Source organism: Pseudomonas sp. H11T01, from assembly GCF_048515765.1.
Taxonomy (GTDB): domain Bacteria; phylum Pseudomonadota; class Gammaproteobacteria; order Pseudomonadales; family Pseudomonadaceae; genus Aquipseudomonas.
The window spans coordinates 314,984-328,716 of record NZ_JBLYED010000001.1; the positions used below are offsets into that span (position 1 = coordinate 314,984).

The 13,733-nt window shown below is 59.1% G+C and carries 13 protein-coding genes and 1 pseudogene; 9 read left to right on the forward strand and 5 right to left on the reverse strand.

Annotated features, from left to right (window positions below; all coding sequences use genetic code 11):
• The first annotated feature begins 51 nt into the window (after positions 1 to 51).
• From ACN1C3_RS01570 to ACN1C3_RS01580, 3 genes are all read left to right on the forward strand, one after another.
• A complete protein-coding gene (locus tag ACN1C3_RS01570; protein WP_419114019.1) occupies positions 52 to 1,044 on the forward strand; it encodes an AraC family transcriptional regulator in 993 nt (330 codons plus the stop codon).
• Between the two features lie 311 nt (positions 1,045 to 1,355).
• On the forward strand, positions 1,356 to 2,402 hold the full coding sequence (locus ACN1C3_RS01575; protein ID WP_419114020.1) for a histone deacetylase family protein: 1,047 nt from the start codon (positions 1,356 to 1,358) through the stop codon (positions 2,400 to 2,402).
• On the forward strand, positions 2,399 to 3,496 hold the full coding sequence (locus tag ACN1C3_RS01580; protein ID WP_419114021.1) for a polyamine ABC transporter substrate-binding protein: 1,098 nt from the start codon (positions 2,399 to 2,401) through the stop codon (positions 3,494 to 3,496). The genes ACN1C3_RS01575 and ACN1C3_RS01580 overlap by 4 nt, the downstream gene beginning before the upstream one ends.
• A gap of 180 nt (positions 3,497 to 3,676) precedes the next feature.
• Here ACN1C3_RS01580 and ACN1C3_RS01585 read toward each other — a convergent pair whose 3' ends face one another.
• Positions 3,677 to 5,224, reverse strand: coding sequence for a PLP-dependent aminotransferase family protein (locus ACN1C3_RS01585; RefSeq protein ID WP_419114022.1), 1,548 nt, complete (start codon positions 5,222 to 5,224; stop codon positions 3,677 to 3,679).
• A gap of 105 nt (positions 5,225 to 5,329) precedes the next feature.
• Between ACN1C3_RS01585 and ACN1C3_RS01590 the strand changes: the two genes are divergently transcribed.
• From ACN1C3_RS01590 to ACN1C3_RS01600, 3 genes are read left to right on the forward strand one after another with little or no spacing between them, the layout of a single operon-like run.
• On the forward strand, positions 5,330 to 5,953 hold the full coding sequence (locus ACN1C3_RS01590) for an FMN-binding negative transcriptional regulator (RefSeq protein ID WP_419114023.1): 624 nt from the start codon (positions 5,330 to 5,332) through the stop codon (positions 5,951 to 5,953).
• Positions 5,954 to 5,962: 9 nt separating this feature from the next.
• Positions 5,963 to 6,409, forward strand: coding sequence for an N-acetyltransferase family protein (locus ACN1C3_RS01595; protein ID WP_419114024.1), 447 nt, complete (start codon positions 5,963 to 5,965; stop codon positions 6,407 to 6,409).
• A 17-nt stretch (positions 6,410 to 6,426) separates the two neighbouring features.
• The gene (locus ACN1C3_RS01600) at positions 6,427 to 7,098 is read left to right on the forward strand and encodes a GNAT family N-acetyltransferase (protein ID WP_419114025.1); all 672 of its coding nucleotides are present in this window, start codon (positions 6,427 to 6,429) and stop codon (positions 7,096 to 7,098) included.
• Positions 7,099 to 7,222: 124 nt separating this feature from the next.
• Here ACN1C3_RS01600 and ACN1C3_RS01605 read toward each other — a convergent pair whose 3' ends face one another.
• Positions 7,223 to 8,122 (reverse strand): homocysteine S-methyltransferase family protein, encoded by a 900-nt coding sequence (locus ACN1C3_RS01605; RefSeq protein ID WP_419114026.1) that lies wholly within the window; start codon positions 8,120 to 8,122, stop codon positions 7,223 to 7,225.
• A gap of 113 nt (positions 8,123 to 8,235) precedes the next feature.
• Between ACN1C3_RS01605 and ACN1C3_RS01610 the strand changes: the two genes are divergently transcribed.
• Both ACN1C3_RS01610 and ACN1C3_RS01615 read left to right on the forward strand, forming a co-directional pair.
• Positions 8,236 to 9,057 (forward strand): ABC transporter substrate-binding protein, encoded by an 822-nt coding sequence (locus tag ACN1C3_RS01610; RefSeq protein ID WP_419114027.1) that lies wholly within the window; start codon positions 8,236 to 8,238, stop codon positions 9,055 to 9,057.
• Positions 9,054 to 9,890, forward strand: coding sequence for an amino acid ABC transporter permease (locus ACN1C3_RS01615; protein ID WP_419114028.1), 837 nt, complete (start codon positions 9,054 to 9,056; stop codon positions 9,888 to 9,890). The genes ACN1C3_RS01610 and ACN1C3_RS01615 overlap by 4 nt, the downstream gene beginning before the upstream one ends.
• Here the strand turns inward: ACN1C3_RS01615 and ACN1C3_RS01620 are convergent.
• Together ACN1C3_RS01620 and ACN1C3_RS01625 are read right to left on the reverse strand one after the other, a co-directional pair.
• Positions 9,802 to 10,152: a hypothetical protein gene (locus ACN1C3_RS01620; protein ID WP_419114029.1), complete on the reverse strand. Its 351-nt coding sequence runs from the start codon at positions 10,150 to 10,152 to the stop codon at positions 9,802 to 9,804. The two genes, ACN1C3_RS01615 and ACN1C3_RS01620, sit on opposite strands and share 89 nt — an antisense overlap.
• A gap of 804 nt (positions 10,153 to 10,956) precedes the next feature.
• Positions 10,957 to 11,156 (reverse strand): annotated as a pseudogene (locus tag ACN1C3_RS01625) (transcriptional regulator); the annotation flags it as partial.
• A gap of 393 nt (positions 11,157 to 11,549) precedes the next feature.
• Between ACN1C3_RS01625 and ACN1C3_RS01630 the strand changes: the two are divergent.
• A complete protein-coding gene (locus ACN1C3_RS01630; RefSeq protein ID WP_419114030.1) occupies positions 11,550 to 11,831 on the forward strand; it encodes a hypothetical protein in 282 nt (93 codons plus the stop codon).
• Positions 11,832 to 11,922: 91 nt separating this feature from the next.
• On the opposite strand, the gene oadA is transcribed toward ACN1C3_RS01630, so the two are convergent.
• Complete coding sequence (gene oadA / locus ACN1C3_RS01635) at positions 11,923 to 13,731, reverse strand: sodium-extruding oxaloacetate decarboxylase subunit alpha (protein WP_419114031.1); 1,809 nt, start codon at positions 13,729 to 13,731, stop codon at positions 11,923 to 11,925.
• Positions 13,732 to 13,733: the final 2 nt, after the last annotated feature.

Sequence of the window (13,733 nt, forward strand, 5' to 3'; positions counted from 1 at the left end):
CTCCCGGCACACAACTTGCTCGATTCCAGCACCCCCACGCTGGAACCGAGCATGCTTCACTCCCATCTCACTACCCTCAACGCCGTCTCTTTGGTGCTCAGCGCCTTCAAGGCTGAAGGTCTGTCCAGCGAAGCGCTGTTGGCCGGCAGCGGCATCAGCGCGGCGGATCTGAGCCGTGCCGACACGCGGATTACCACCAATCAGGAAATGCAGGTCTGCGCCAATGCCGTGGCGCTCAAGCGCGAGATTGGCCTGGAGTTGGGCCGGCGCATGCACGTTTCCTCCTACGGCATGCTCGGCTATGCCCTGCTCACCAGTGCCACCTTAGGTGACGCTTTGCGTCTGGCGCTGCGTTATCCGGCGCTGTTGGGAACACTTTTCGAGTTGAGCCTTGAGGAAGATGGCGAGTGCATCTGGCTCACGGCAAGCGACTATCGGGAAAACCCGGCGCTGGCAGTGTTCAACACCGAGTTCTGCCTGGTCTCGATGAAAGTCATCTGCGACGACCTGCTCGGGCACCCGTTGCCATTGCTCGGCGCCCGCTTCGAATATCCCGCGCCGGACTACCAGACCCGTTACACCGAGCGCTTCGACTGCCCCTTGCAGTTCGATGCCATAGCCAATGCCTTCGCCTTCGACAAACGCTGGCTCGACCAACCATTGCCGCTGGCCGACACCATTACCCACCAGGCCATGGCCGAGCGCTGCCGCAAACAGAACACCGAGTTCACCGGACGCCAGGCTTGGCTCGGGCGAATCCGCCAACTGCTCGCCACGCAACTCAACGCTGCTCCGGGGCTTGAGGGCTTGGCTGAGCAAATGAACTGTTCGGCGCGCACCTTGCGGCGGCACCTCAAGGACCTCGGTTGCAGCTATCAGGAACTGCTCGACGAGCTGCGCTTTGAGCGGGCCAAGCAGATGCTGTGCGAGGATCAACGACCGGTTTACCAGATCGCCGAAGCCCTGGGCTTCAGCGAAACCGCCAGTTTCCGACATGCCTTTGTGCGCTGGAGTGGTGTAGCGCCCAGCCAGTTCAGGCCTTGAGGACTGCGGTGTTCTGAATTTCGCCATCGCGAGCAAGCTCGCTCCCACAGTGGATTGCCGTCGTACACAAATGCCGTGTTCACTGAAGATCAATGTGGGAGCGAGCTTGCTCGCGATGGCGTCCTGAAGAACACCAAAGGCATGGCTGACAAGCCCACGATCTGAGCTGGGGCACACTCGCATCATTCAGGGGCGAATTTCGGACAAACACTTTGGCCATATCGATCCCCTTTTGGCCGCTCCTGCCGTTCTCTCAAACACCGCGCGCCGCAAGACTGTGAGCAACCGAATCAGCCTGCGGAGAATAAGAAATGCTGACGATCTACTCGGATGATCACCACCTGCACCACGGCCGTTGTGAGCTGATGGACGGGCAATTGATGCCCTGCTTCGAAATGCCCTCACGCGCCGATCACGTTCTGCAGCGGGTTCAATACCGCGGTCTGGGCCCGGTGGAAGCGCCACAGGATTTCGGCCTTGGACCGATTCAGCGCATTCACAGCCGCGAGTACCTGGAGTTCTTCAAAGGCGCCTGGCAACGCTGGACCGAGTTCGGTCGCGAGGGCGACTTGCTGCCCTACACCTGGCCAGCTCGCACCTTGCGCAAGGTGATCCCGAAAAGTCTGCACGGCCAGTTGGGCTATTACAGCTTCGACGGCGGCGCGCCAATCACCGCCGGCACCTGGCAAGCAGCGTACAGCGCAGCGCAAGTCGCGCTCACCGCTCAGGCCGTTATCCAACGCGGCGCCCGCAGTGCCTTCGCCCTGTGTCGACCTCCGGGACACCACGCTGCCAGCGATTTGATGGGCGGTTATTGCTACCTGAACAACGCCGCCATTGCCGCTCAGGCGTTCCTCGATCAAGGCCATAAAAAAGTTGCGATCCTCGACGTCGACTACCACCACGGCAACGGCACTCAATCGATTTTCTACGAGCGCAGCGACGTGCTGTTCGCCTCGATCCACGGTCACCCGGAGGCCGAGTTTCCGTTCTTCCTGGGTTACGAAGATGAACGCGGCGAAGGCGCGGGGGAAGGTTTCAACTTCAACTACCCCCTGGCCGCAGGCTCAGGCTGGGACAGCTGGAGCGCCGCGCTGGAACTGGCCTGCAAGGAGATCGAAAGCTACGGCGCCGATGTCGTGGTGGTTTCCCTCGGTGTCGACACCTTCAAGGACGACCCAATTTCTCAATTCAAGCTCGACAGCCCCGATTACCTGCTCATGGGCGAACGCATCGGGCGCCTCGGCAAGCCGACCCTGTTCGTGATGGAAGGCGGTTACGCGGTAGAAGAAATCGGCATCAACGCCGTGAACGTTCTCGAAGGTTTCCAAAGCGCCCGTGAGGAATCAGAACAATGAACACACTCAAGCGTCTTATCGCTCCCGCCCTCTGCGCCACGGTGCTCAGCGGCGCCGTGCATGCCGAAGACCGCACCTTACGGGTCTACAACTGGTTCGACTACATCACACCCAAAACCCTCGAAGACTTCAAAACTGAAACCAAGGTTAAACTGATCTACGACATCTTCGACTCCAACGAAGCATTGGAAGCCAAGCTGCTCACCGGCAACTCCGGGTATGACGTGGTGGTGCCGTCCAACGTGTTCCTGGCCAAGCAGATCGAAGCCGGCGTGTTCCAGCCGCTGGACCGCAGCAAGCTGCCGAACTGGAACCACCTCGATCCCAAGCTGATGAAGCTGATCGAAGCCAACGACCCCGGCAACAAATACGCCGTGCCCTACATGTACGGCACGATCCTGATCGGCTTCAACCCGGACAAGGTCAAAGCCGCACTGGGCGACAATGCACCGGTGGACAGCTGGGACCTGATCTTCAAGGAAGAGAACATCAGCAAACTCAAGCAGTGCGGCGTCGCCCTGCTCGACTCACCGTCGGAGATTCTGCCGCTGGCCCTGCAACATCTCGGCCTGCCGCCCAACAGCACCAAGCCTGCGGACTACGCCAAGGCTGAAGCGTTGCTAATGAAGATCCGTCCGTACATCACCTATTTCCACTCCTCCAAATACATGGCCGATATCGCCAACGGCGACATCTGCGTCGCGGTCGGTTATTCCGGCAGCTTCTCCCAGGCCGCCAACCGCGCCAAGGAAGCCAAGAACGGTGTGATCGTCGATATGCGCCTGCCTAAAGAAGGCGCGCCTATCTGGTTCGACATGCTGTCGATCCCTAAAGGTGCGAAAGACCCAGAGGACGCCTACACCTTCATCAACTACCTGCTACAACCGAAAGTGATCGCACCGATCAGCGACTTCGTCGGCTACCCGAACCCCAACAAGGATGCCACCGAGATGGTCGACCCGGCGATCCGCAACAACCCCAACCTGTACCCGACCGAAGCGGCGATGGCCACGCTCTATACCCTGCAACCATTGCCACGGGAAGCCGAGCGGGCACGGACTCGGGCGTGGACCAAGATCAAATCCGGGACGTGAAACGGATGATTGCCCTTTGAAAAATAGAAGCGCCTAGCGCAAAACCTGTGGGAGCGAGCTTGCTCGCGATGGACGTTAACGATAACGCGTGTTTTCTGAGTAAACGCGCCGCCCTTGAGTCCATCGTCGGAACGCCGCCCGGACCAATCGAGCGTCGACCGGCTGCTCCTACAAGGTCTTTCACTTCCAGACGCCGCGTAATCGCACCAACGCGGCTTCAATGGCCACTTCCGGCACGGCCGCAAACCCGAGCACCAATCCCGTGCGCTGGTTCTGCGGGGTACTCGAGTCCGGTAGCCAGTAACTGCTCAAACCATTGATCTCCACATCGACACTCGCAGCTTGTTCGACCAGCTCGCACTCACGGGCCAGACTGTCCACCGGCACCGTCAGGTGCAGCCCGGCCGCCACGAGCGGCAGGCTACCAACGCCGGGGATATCCGCAGGCCAACCGGCCAACAATGCATTGCGTCGACTCAACGCCGCGCGGCGCATACGTCGGATATGCCGCTGAAAGTGCCCGGCCGCCATGAACTCGGCCATCACTGCCTGAGTGCTGACTTCCGAATGTCGCACATCCACCGCCCGACGCCGGGCGAAGGCCTCCACCAATCCTGGCGGCAACACCAGATAGCCCAGCCTTAGCGCTGGGAATGCAACTTTGCCGAACGTCCCGACATACAGCACCCGCCCCTGCCGATCCAGCGCCGCCAAAGGTGCCAGCGGCGCGCCGCTGTAACGGTATTCGCCGTCGTAGTCGTCCTCGACGATCCAGCCTTGGGTGCGCTCGGCCCAGGCCAGCAATTCCAGACGCCGTGCCAGGCTCATGATCACTCCGGTCGGGTACTGGTGGGACGGCGTGACATAGGCCAGCCGACAGTCGCTGAATGTCGCCAGCTCGGCGCAGTCCATGCCCTCGTTGTCCACCGCCACACCATGCAAACGTGCCCCCGCCACGGCAAAGGCATGCCCGGCAGCGCGATAGCCAGGGTTTTCCACAGCCACCCCATCGCCGGGCTCCACCAGCAGCTGTGCACAAAGGCTAATTCCCTGCTGCGCGCCACTGGTGATCACAATTTGCTCAGCGCTGCACTGCATGCCCCGCGAGCTGCGCAAATAGGCTGCGATCAGCCCGCGCAAGCGTGCGTCGCCCTCTGGCGCGCCATAACACAACTGCTGCAAATCCGGTTTTCGCCAGAAAGCCGCATTCAGCTTGGCCCAGACCTCGAACGGGAACAGATCGAAGGCCGGTATTCCAACCCGAAAAGCCCGCGGCGGACCACTGGGTGGCCTGGCCAAATGGTGCTTATCAACAAGCCCCAGCGCCCCGCTGTGGATAACTTCACTGGATGAAACCACAGGCAATTCAAGCCAATCTGTGGATAACCCTGTGGGTAAGCCTGTTGAAAACCCTGTGGATAGTTTTGTGGATAGTTTTTTTACCGGCAGCGCGGTTTCCGGTAACTGCGCCACATAAGTACCGTCCCCTACCCGCCCTTCGATAAACCCTTCGGCATACAACTGATCGTAGGCACGAACTACGCTGTTACGAGAGATCGACAGGGCCGCGGCCAAATCCCGACTGGCCGGCAAACGCATGCCACTGGCCAGTCGACCGTCAAGCACTCGCACCCGTAACGCCTGATAGAGCTGACGGCTCAAGCCCTGGCGGCGGTCGAGCTCAATACCCGCAGGATTGAACGACAAGGACAGCGGCGGATTACTCATCGCAATGGACCTATGGCAATGGACCTACGAAATTGGTCATTAATGGCTCTTACAACAGACCAATAGCCTGCCTAGGATGCAGGCATTCGCCAAGGAAAAACTTCCATGTACACACCCAGCTCATTTGCCGAAGAAGACGTGCTGCAACTGCACCAGCAGATCCTCAACACCCGGCTGGCGGTGTTGGTCACCCACGGCGCGCAAGGCTTGCAAGCCAGCCATTTGCCGTTGCTGCTAAGCGCCGAGCAGGGGCCCAATGGCACCCTCTATGGGCATCTGGCCAGGGCCAATCCGCAATGGCAGGAGCTGGAAGCAGGCGCCGAAGCGCTGGTGATCTTTGCCGGTGCGGATGCCTACGTCAGCCCGTCGTTTTACCCGAGCAAAACCGAGCACGGCAAAGTTGTGCCGACCTGGAACTACGTCGCCGTGCACGCCTATGGCAGGGCCGAAGTATTCAGCGATGCGCACCGCTTGCGCAATCTGGTCAGCGCCCTGACTGATCGCCACGAAGCCGGCCGCGCCAAGCCATGGAAAGTCGACGATGCGCCTGCCCATTACATCGACGGCATGCTCAAGGCCATCGTCGGCTTCGCCTTGCCAATCCAGCGCCTGGAAGGCAAACGCAAGCTCAGCCAGAACCGCAGTACCGCAGACATCGCCGGCGTGCGCGAAGGGCTGGCTGCCAGCCCGGACCTGCACGATCAGGCCCTCGCCCATTTGATGCGTTAAGGAATGACCATGAGCCAGATTGATATCCGCCGAGTCACCGCCAGCGACCACGCCGCCTGGTTGCCGTTGTGGCAAGCCTACCTGCGCTTCTACAACACCGAGTTGCCCGATGCTGTCACCCAAAGCACCTGGCAACGTTTTCTCGACCTGAGCGAGCCCACTCACGCGGCCCTCGCCTGGGACGGTGAAAAAGCCGTGGGCATGGTGCATTTCATCTACCACCGCTCCAACTGGAGCATCGAGAACTCCTGCTACCTGCAGGACCTGCTGGTCGTCCCGGAAACACGCGGAACCGGCGTCGGTCGGCAGCTGATCGAATTCGTCTATGACACCGCCCGCGCTGACGGTTGCGCCAAGGTCCATTGGCTGACCCACGAGACCAATGCCACGGCTATCCAGCTCTACGAGCGCATCGCCGAACGTCCTGGCTTCATCCAGTTTCGCAAAGGCCTTTAAGGTTTAGGGAGAACAACATGTCGATTTCACTTGCCGACTGGAAAGGCGTCCCGGCGCCCTCGGTCAAACTCATCGAAGGGCGTTTCATCCGCCTGGAAAAACTCGACCCGGCACGCCACGGCGATGGCCTGTGGCAAGCCCTTGAAGGCCCCAATGCCGACCCGAAACTCTGGGACTATCTGCCTTACGGCCCCTTCACCGAGCGCGGTGCGTTCGATGACTGGCTAAACAACAACGCGGCCAACAGCGACCCGTATTTCTTCAGCGTGATCGACCGTGTCAGCGGCGATGTCCAGGGCATTCTCAGTCTGATGTCGATCGTTCCTGCTCAGGGGCGGATCGAAATCGGCCACGTCACCTTCGGCGCGCCGATGCAGCGTTCACCAAAAAGTACCGAAGCGGTTTATCTACTGGCCAAAGAGTCTTTTGCCCTGGGATACCGTCGCCTGGAGTGGAAGTGCAACAACGGCAACGCCCGCTCCAAGTACGCGGCTGAGCGCCTGGGCTTCAGTTTTGAAGGGGTGTTCCGCCAGCACATGGTGGTCAAAGGCCAGAACCGTGACACGGCGTGGTACTCGATTCTGGATTCGGAGTGGCCAGCGATTGGAGCGGGGTTTGAGAAGTGGTTGAGCGAGGAAAATCAGAGCGGGTCTGGGCAGGTTAAGACGTTAGTGGAGTGTCGCGCCTGACGCGACCTCATGATCGTTCCCACGCGCCGCAAAGGAATGCAGCCCGTGACGCTCCGCGTCACATTCAAGAGCAGACGCAGAGCGTCCAGTGAGGCATTCCCACGCGGGAGCGTGGGAACGATCTTTACGCCAACTTCTGCGCCAACACCGCAATATGCTCCGGGCCGATCCCGCAGCAACCGCCGAGATGGGTGGCGCCGCGCTTCTGCCAATCGGCCGCCCAGTGCAGGTAACCCGGCGGATCGAGGTCTTCACGCAACGGGTCCAGACCATCATTGGCCGTGGCTTCTTTGGGTTGCGGCGGGAACGCGTTGGCGTAAGCGCCAATGTTGATCTTCACCCCCAAACGCTCGAAGGACTCACGGGCCGCATCGATCGCGGTGCCGATCACTTCCGGCTGGCTGCAGTTAAACAACAAGGTCTCAACGCCCAGTTCTACGGCGACAGCTGCGGCCTCGCTAACCGGCTCACCAGAGCGCAAACGCGGCACTTCATCGGTGTCTTCATCCTTCAACGTGAAGGACAACCAGAACGGTTTTCCACCCTTCGGCAGTCCAGCGTGGATCGCTCGTGCCTCGACGGTAGAACTCTGGGTTTCCGCCAGCCACACGTCCACGTACGGGGCCAAGCCTGTCACCAGCGGTGTCAGCAGCTCGGTCACCCGCGCAGCATCAAACAGATCCGGACGATAAGAACCAAACAGCGGCGGCAAAGAACCGGCCACCAGCACCGGCTGTTTAGCCGCGTCGGCCGCACGCCGTGCAAGCTCACCTGCCAAGGCGGCGAGCGCCTGACCTTCAGCCGCAAAACGCTCCTCACCGATATGAAACGGCACTACCGCGTAGCTGTTGCTGGTAATCACGTTTGCACCACTTTCGATATAAGCCGTATGAACGGCCTCCACCGCTTGTGGTGCTTCGCTCAAGGCCAGCGCGGACCACTCAGGCTGCCTGAACGGCGCGCCTCGGCGTTGCAGTTCGCGACCCATACCGCCATCCAGAATTACCGTGCTGCCTGTGCCCATATGCTTTTTACTCATATGCTTATGAAAATAACTCACTACCAGAGTGGTTCTTATAACTATTAAATACGCACCATTCAGTTAATAACAACTTCTTTTTTAGTCAGGAACTGCCCGTGAAACTTCAACCGCTGCTGGCCTTGGGCCTGACGATTCTCGCTGCCTCTTCCCAAGCCTTTGCTGGCGCCACGCTGGATCGCATCGAGCAAAAGAAAGAGCTGGTGGGCGTGCTGATGGAAAGTTATCCACCGTTCTCGTTCCTCAACGATCAGAATCAACTCGACGGTTTCGATGTCGACGTGGCCAAGGCCGTGGCGGACAAACTCGGCGTCAAACTGCGCTTGGAGACCCCGTCCTGGGACGTCATCGCTGCCGGTCGCTGGAGCGGTCGCTATGACATCTGCATCTGCTCCATGACCCCGAGCAAGGCCCGCGCCGAAGTCTTCGACTTCCCGGTGGAGTACTACGCCTCGCCGGCAGTAATCGTGGTCAATGCCAAAGACGACCGCATCCACAGCGCCAAAGACCTGAACGGCAAAAAAATCGGCCTCACCAGCGCGTCCAGCTACGAGAGCTACCTGAACAAAAACCTGGTGATCGAAGGCGCCGAAGACACTCAATTGCAGTACCCGTTCGAGGACGTGCAGATCGCCCCGTATGACACCGACAACGTCGCCTTCCAGGACCTGGGTCTGGGCGCTGGCGTACGACTGGACGCGATTCTCACTAACCTGGTGACTGCACAACCACGCCTGACCGAAGACAAGCGCTTCAAACTTGCCGGCGAGCCGCTGTACTCGGAACCTAACTCTGTGGCCATCGAAAAAGGTGATGCGCAGTGGGATGGCAAAGTGCGCGAAGTCTTCGCCCAACTGAAGCAGGACGGCACCCTGACCCGGCTGTCGCAAAAATGGATCGGCGCCGACATCAGCAAATGACTTCTTTCCCTCACCCTCCTCAGCCGCCACAACCGGTGGCTGAGTCATTGCTCAAACGCGTCTTTGGCTTTCGTACGCGCCTGTACCTGACCTGGGCGGCGATGCTGGGTTTGTTCGCGAGTTTCTTCCTGAGCTTCGACCTGAAGTTCTCGATCATCCTCGACAAACTGCCGAACCTGATCGGCCTGCATTTGGCGCCCAACGGTTTCTTGCAAGGCGCAGCGCTGACGCTGTTTTTGTGCCTGTGCTCGATCCTCGCCTCGTCACTGCTGGGCTTCATCACCGCCCTTGCGCGATTGTCGAAGAGCGCCGTGGCGTTCGGCATCGCGAGTTTTTACGCATCGTTTTTTCGCGGCACACCGCTGCTGATTCAGATCCTGCTGATCTACCTCGGCCTGCCGCAGCTGGGCATAGTCCCCGGCGCCATTGCAGCCGGGATCATCGCGTTGTCGCTGAATTACGGCGCGTACTTGAGCGAAATCTTCCGCGCCGGCATCGTGGGTGTCCCCCACGGCCAGCGCGAAGCGTCTCTGGCACTGGGCATGCGCGAAACGGTGATCTTCTGGCGAGTCACCCTGCCACAAGCCATGCGCACCATCATCCCGCCCACCACCAACCAATTCATCTCAATGCTCAAAGACTCGTCACTGATCTCGGTGATGGGCGTCTGGGAAGTGATGTTCCTGGCGCAGTCCTATGGCCGCTCCAGCTACCGCTACATCGAAATGCTGACCACGGCAGCGATCATTTACTGGCTGATGTCGATTGGGCTGGAGCTGATTCAGGCGCGGATGGAGCGCCATTACGGGAAGGCGTATCAGCAGCGCAGTTAGCGGTTCTCTTGAGCTTCCAGCCCAGCGCATCCAAGGCATCGCAGCCATCCTGAATCAGCAAATGCGCGGCATTGGCGAAGTGCTCCAGATCGTAGCCTTCGGCATCCTTGACGCTCAGACAGGTGACGCTGTTGAGCAAATTGCGCCCGGCCTTGATGCGCTGGATTGCGGTTTCGAAGAGATCGCAGGCGTCGGCATCGATGTTGAGGAACAGTGTGGGTACTACGCTGAGGTTGCTTTGGAGAGGGGTGTAGTTAGTCATATGTAACTCCATAATTATTTTTCGGAGCTACCACCGTTTGCAGATTAAGCAAAACTAGGGCGGCGCTTTAACGTCCACTCTGTTTTTCGACCGGCTAAGATCGGTCACCGTTTTGGCGATGACGGGCGAACTATAGGTGAGCGTCTGCAGGATGTAAAAGCCGGTCCCTACATCTCAATCTCAGACCGTTCCTACATTCAATCGAAGGAAGAGGCACCGAGCGCAGAATCTGTGGCGAGGGAGCTTGCTCCCGCTGGGGTGCGCAGCGACCCTAAAAGCCGGGCACCGCATTGTGTCAGGGAGATCGCATCTGCTGGATTTGCGACTGCTGCGCAGCCGAGCGGGAGCAAGCTCCCTCGCCACAATGCGTTACCACACACAGACCCCTTTCGCCTGTTCGCTCTGGCTTTGGCTTTAGATCTTGATCCACCCGCCCCTTCGGAAGGCCGAGCGAAGGTGTTCATCAGGGGACTGGCGCGCAGCGCCCCTCGGCGAAGCCGAGGACATCGCATGGAGGTCGTAGCGAAGCAGACCGGAGGGCGATGCCCCCTGATGGACACCGTAGCGAGGGAACACCGAGCCTCAGCGAGGGGCCGAACGCTCGGGGCGAAGACTTTTGGTTACTTTTTGGTGTCTGAAAAAGTGACCCGCTGTAAGAGCGGACCCCTAAGTGGCCGTTACCGCAGAAACGGATATGTACCCAGTCAACAAAACATAGGCCGGCTATAAGGCCGCCTTCGCGAGCAAGCTCGGCTCCTACAGGTATTGGGTACATCCGCAAAACGAAATGTCGCCAGATCAGACTCAGCTGATATTCCGCCGAACCCTCACCCCCCCATCTGCAACCCAAAGGGCCGAAACACGGCATTCAGCGATTTCAGGGTCTGGTTCCCTTCCCCATGCTCGATATGCACCAACGTGCGCACCGAGATTTTGCACATCTTGGCGAATTGGCTTTGATACAGACCCGTGACCTCCACCCGCAAGCGGCGGACGGCCCGCCCCCAATTCCGGCTGCGTAGTTCTTAAGTGTCGGATGTACATGAGCTGAACCTGCAATTTAATGCATTTTTGGAACGCTAAATGATTCGCCATGCGCAATAAAATGCATTTTTTATCTTTCAGATCGAAAATATACGCAATAAATTGCAGAGATAAGAAAGATCATTTCAACGGGTGGCCGCAGGCTATAGCGGCGAGATCGGCAGCAACGCCGCAATCACGGGTTAATAGGCCAGTGGCAGATGAACCTTTGAGATGCGCTGGATGGATGATCACCTGTCAACTCTGACAGTAGACGCTACTCATAAACTCGCCCTAGGCTAAGTCGTCAGAACCGGCCCTTAAGACAAGTGCAGGCTCTGAACCCAGTCAACACTTAAGGACGAGGTATCACAATGAGCGCTTCAGAAACTAAAACTCAAAACCTGCCCCCAGAAGTCAAGGTGGGAGAGGACCTTCATTTACTCAATGAAAAAACCCACTCACTGACCGGACTCTATGCCATCGCGTTCACAAATAAGCTCACAAACACCGTGGCAATCACACGCAGTGCCCCAGACAGAGTCTTCTTCAAGGTGCCACGCGTGGAGCCAGGAACCTATTCGGTCAGCGGAAAATATCCCCCTGGAAGCACTGTCATAGATCCAAGCCTCGGTACCACCAAAGTTATTGATTAGCTCAATCCAGAGGCTGGCAAAACCGGCAATAAAAAAAAGGGGAGCACATGCTCCCCCGAGGTTTAAAGCGTTGTAATCAAAGGCTGTGAAATCAGCCTTCGATCTCGATCAGGATTTCGCCCGGGTTGACCCGGTCGCCCTTAGCCACATGAATGGCGGTGACTTTGCCTGCAATGGCCGATTGAACTTCGGTTTCCATCTTCATCGCTTCAGTGATCAACACGGCCTGGCCAGCTTTGACCTCGTCGCCTTCCTTGACCAGCACATCAACGATGTTGCCCGGCATGGTGGTGCTGACGTGGCCCGGCGCAGTAGCTTGTTTGCGCTTGCTGCTACCGCCGCTGACGAACTCGTTGAGCGGTTCGAACACCACTTCTTCCGGCATGCCGTCGATGGACAGGTAGAAGTGACGCTTGCCTTCAGCCTTGACGCCCACACCGGTGATGTCGACGCGGTAGGTTTCGCCGTGAACGTCGATAACGAACTCGGTCGGCACACCTTCGCCACCCGCTGAAGTCACGCCGCCGGCTTCTGGAATCGGCAGCAGCACTTCTGGAGTCAGGGTGCCGGCTTCACGCTCTTCGAGGAATTTACGGCCGATGTCCGGGAACATGGCATAGGTCAGCACGTCTTCTTCGGACTTGGCCAACGCACCGATGTCGCCGCGCAGCTTGGTCATTTCCGGCTTGAGCAAATCGGCCGGACGTACGTCGATCACGTCTTCGCTGCCGATGGCCTGGCGACGCAGTTTCTCGTTCACCGTACCCGGCGCTTTGCCGTAGCCGCCTTGCAGGTAGAGCTTCACTTCGTTGGTGATGGTTTTGTAGCGCTCGCCGGCCAGCACGTTGAAGAACGCCTGAGTGCCGACGATCTGCGAGGTCGGAGTTACCAGCGGCGGGAAGCCGAGGTCTTCACGGACCCGTGGGATCTCCGCCAGCACTTCGCTCATGCGGTTCAGTGCGCCCTGCTCTTTCAACTGGTTGGCCAGGTTGGAAATCATCCCGCCCGGTACCTGGTTGACTTGCACACGGGTGTCGACGGCGGTGAATTCGCTTTCGAACTGGTGATATTTCTTACGCACGGCGTAGAAGTACAGCCCGATTTCCTGCAACAGCTCCAGGTTCAGACCGGTGTCGAATTCGCTGCCCTTGAGCGCGGCGACCATCGACTCGGTGCCCGGGTGGCTGGTGCCCCAGGCGAAGCTGGAGATCGCGGTGTCGATATGGTCGGCGCCGTTCTCGATGGCCTTGAGCTGGCACATGGCGGCCAGGCCGGCGGTGTCATGGGAGTGGATGAACACGGGCAGCGATTGCTCGGCTTTGAGAGCCTTGACCAACTCGCCAGTAGCGTACGGGGTCAGCAGGCCGGCCATGTCCTTGATCGCAACGGAGTCGCAACCCATGGCTTCCATTTGCTTGGCCTGGGCCACAAACGCCTCGATGGTGTGCACCGGGCTGGTGGTGTAGGCGATGGTGCCCTGAGCATGCTTGCCGGCAGCTTTCACCGCTTCGATGGCCACACGCAGGTTACGCACGTCGTTCATGGCGTCGAAGATGCGGAACACGTCGATGCCATTGACCGCGGCCTTGGCAACGAAAGCTCTGACCACGTCATCGCTGTAGTGGCGATATCCCAGCAGGTTCTGCCCGCGCAAAAGCATTTGCAGACGCGTGTTAGGCAACGCCGCACGCAGTTTACGCAGACGCTCCCACGGGTCTTCTTTCAGAAAACGTACGCAGGCGTCGAAAGTCGCACCGCCCCAGACTTCCAGCGACCAGTAGCCGACTTTGTCGAGCTTGTCGCAGATCGGCAGCATGTCGTCGGTGCGCATGCGGGTCGCGAGCAGCGATTGGTGGGCGTCGCGCAGGATTGTGTCAGTTACAAAGATCTTCTTGGACATTG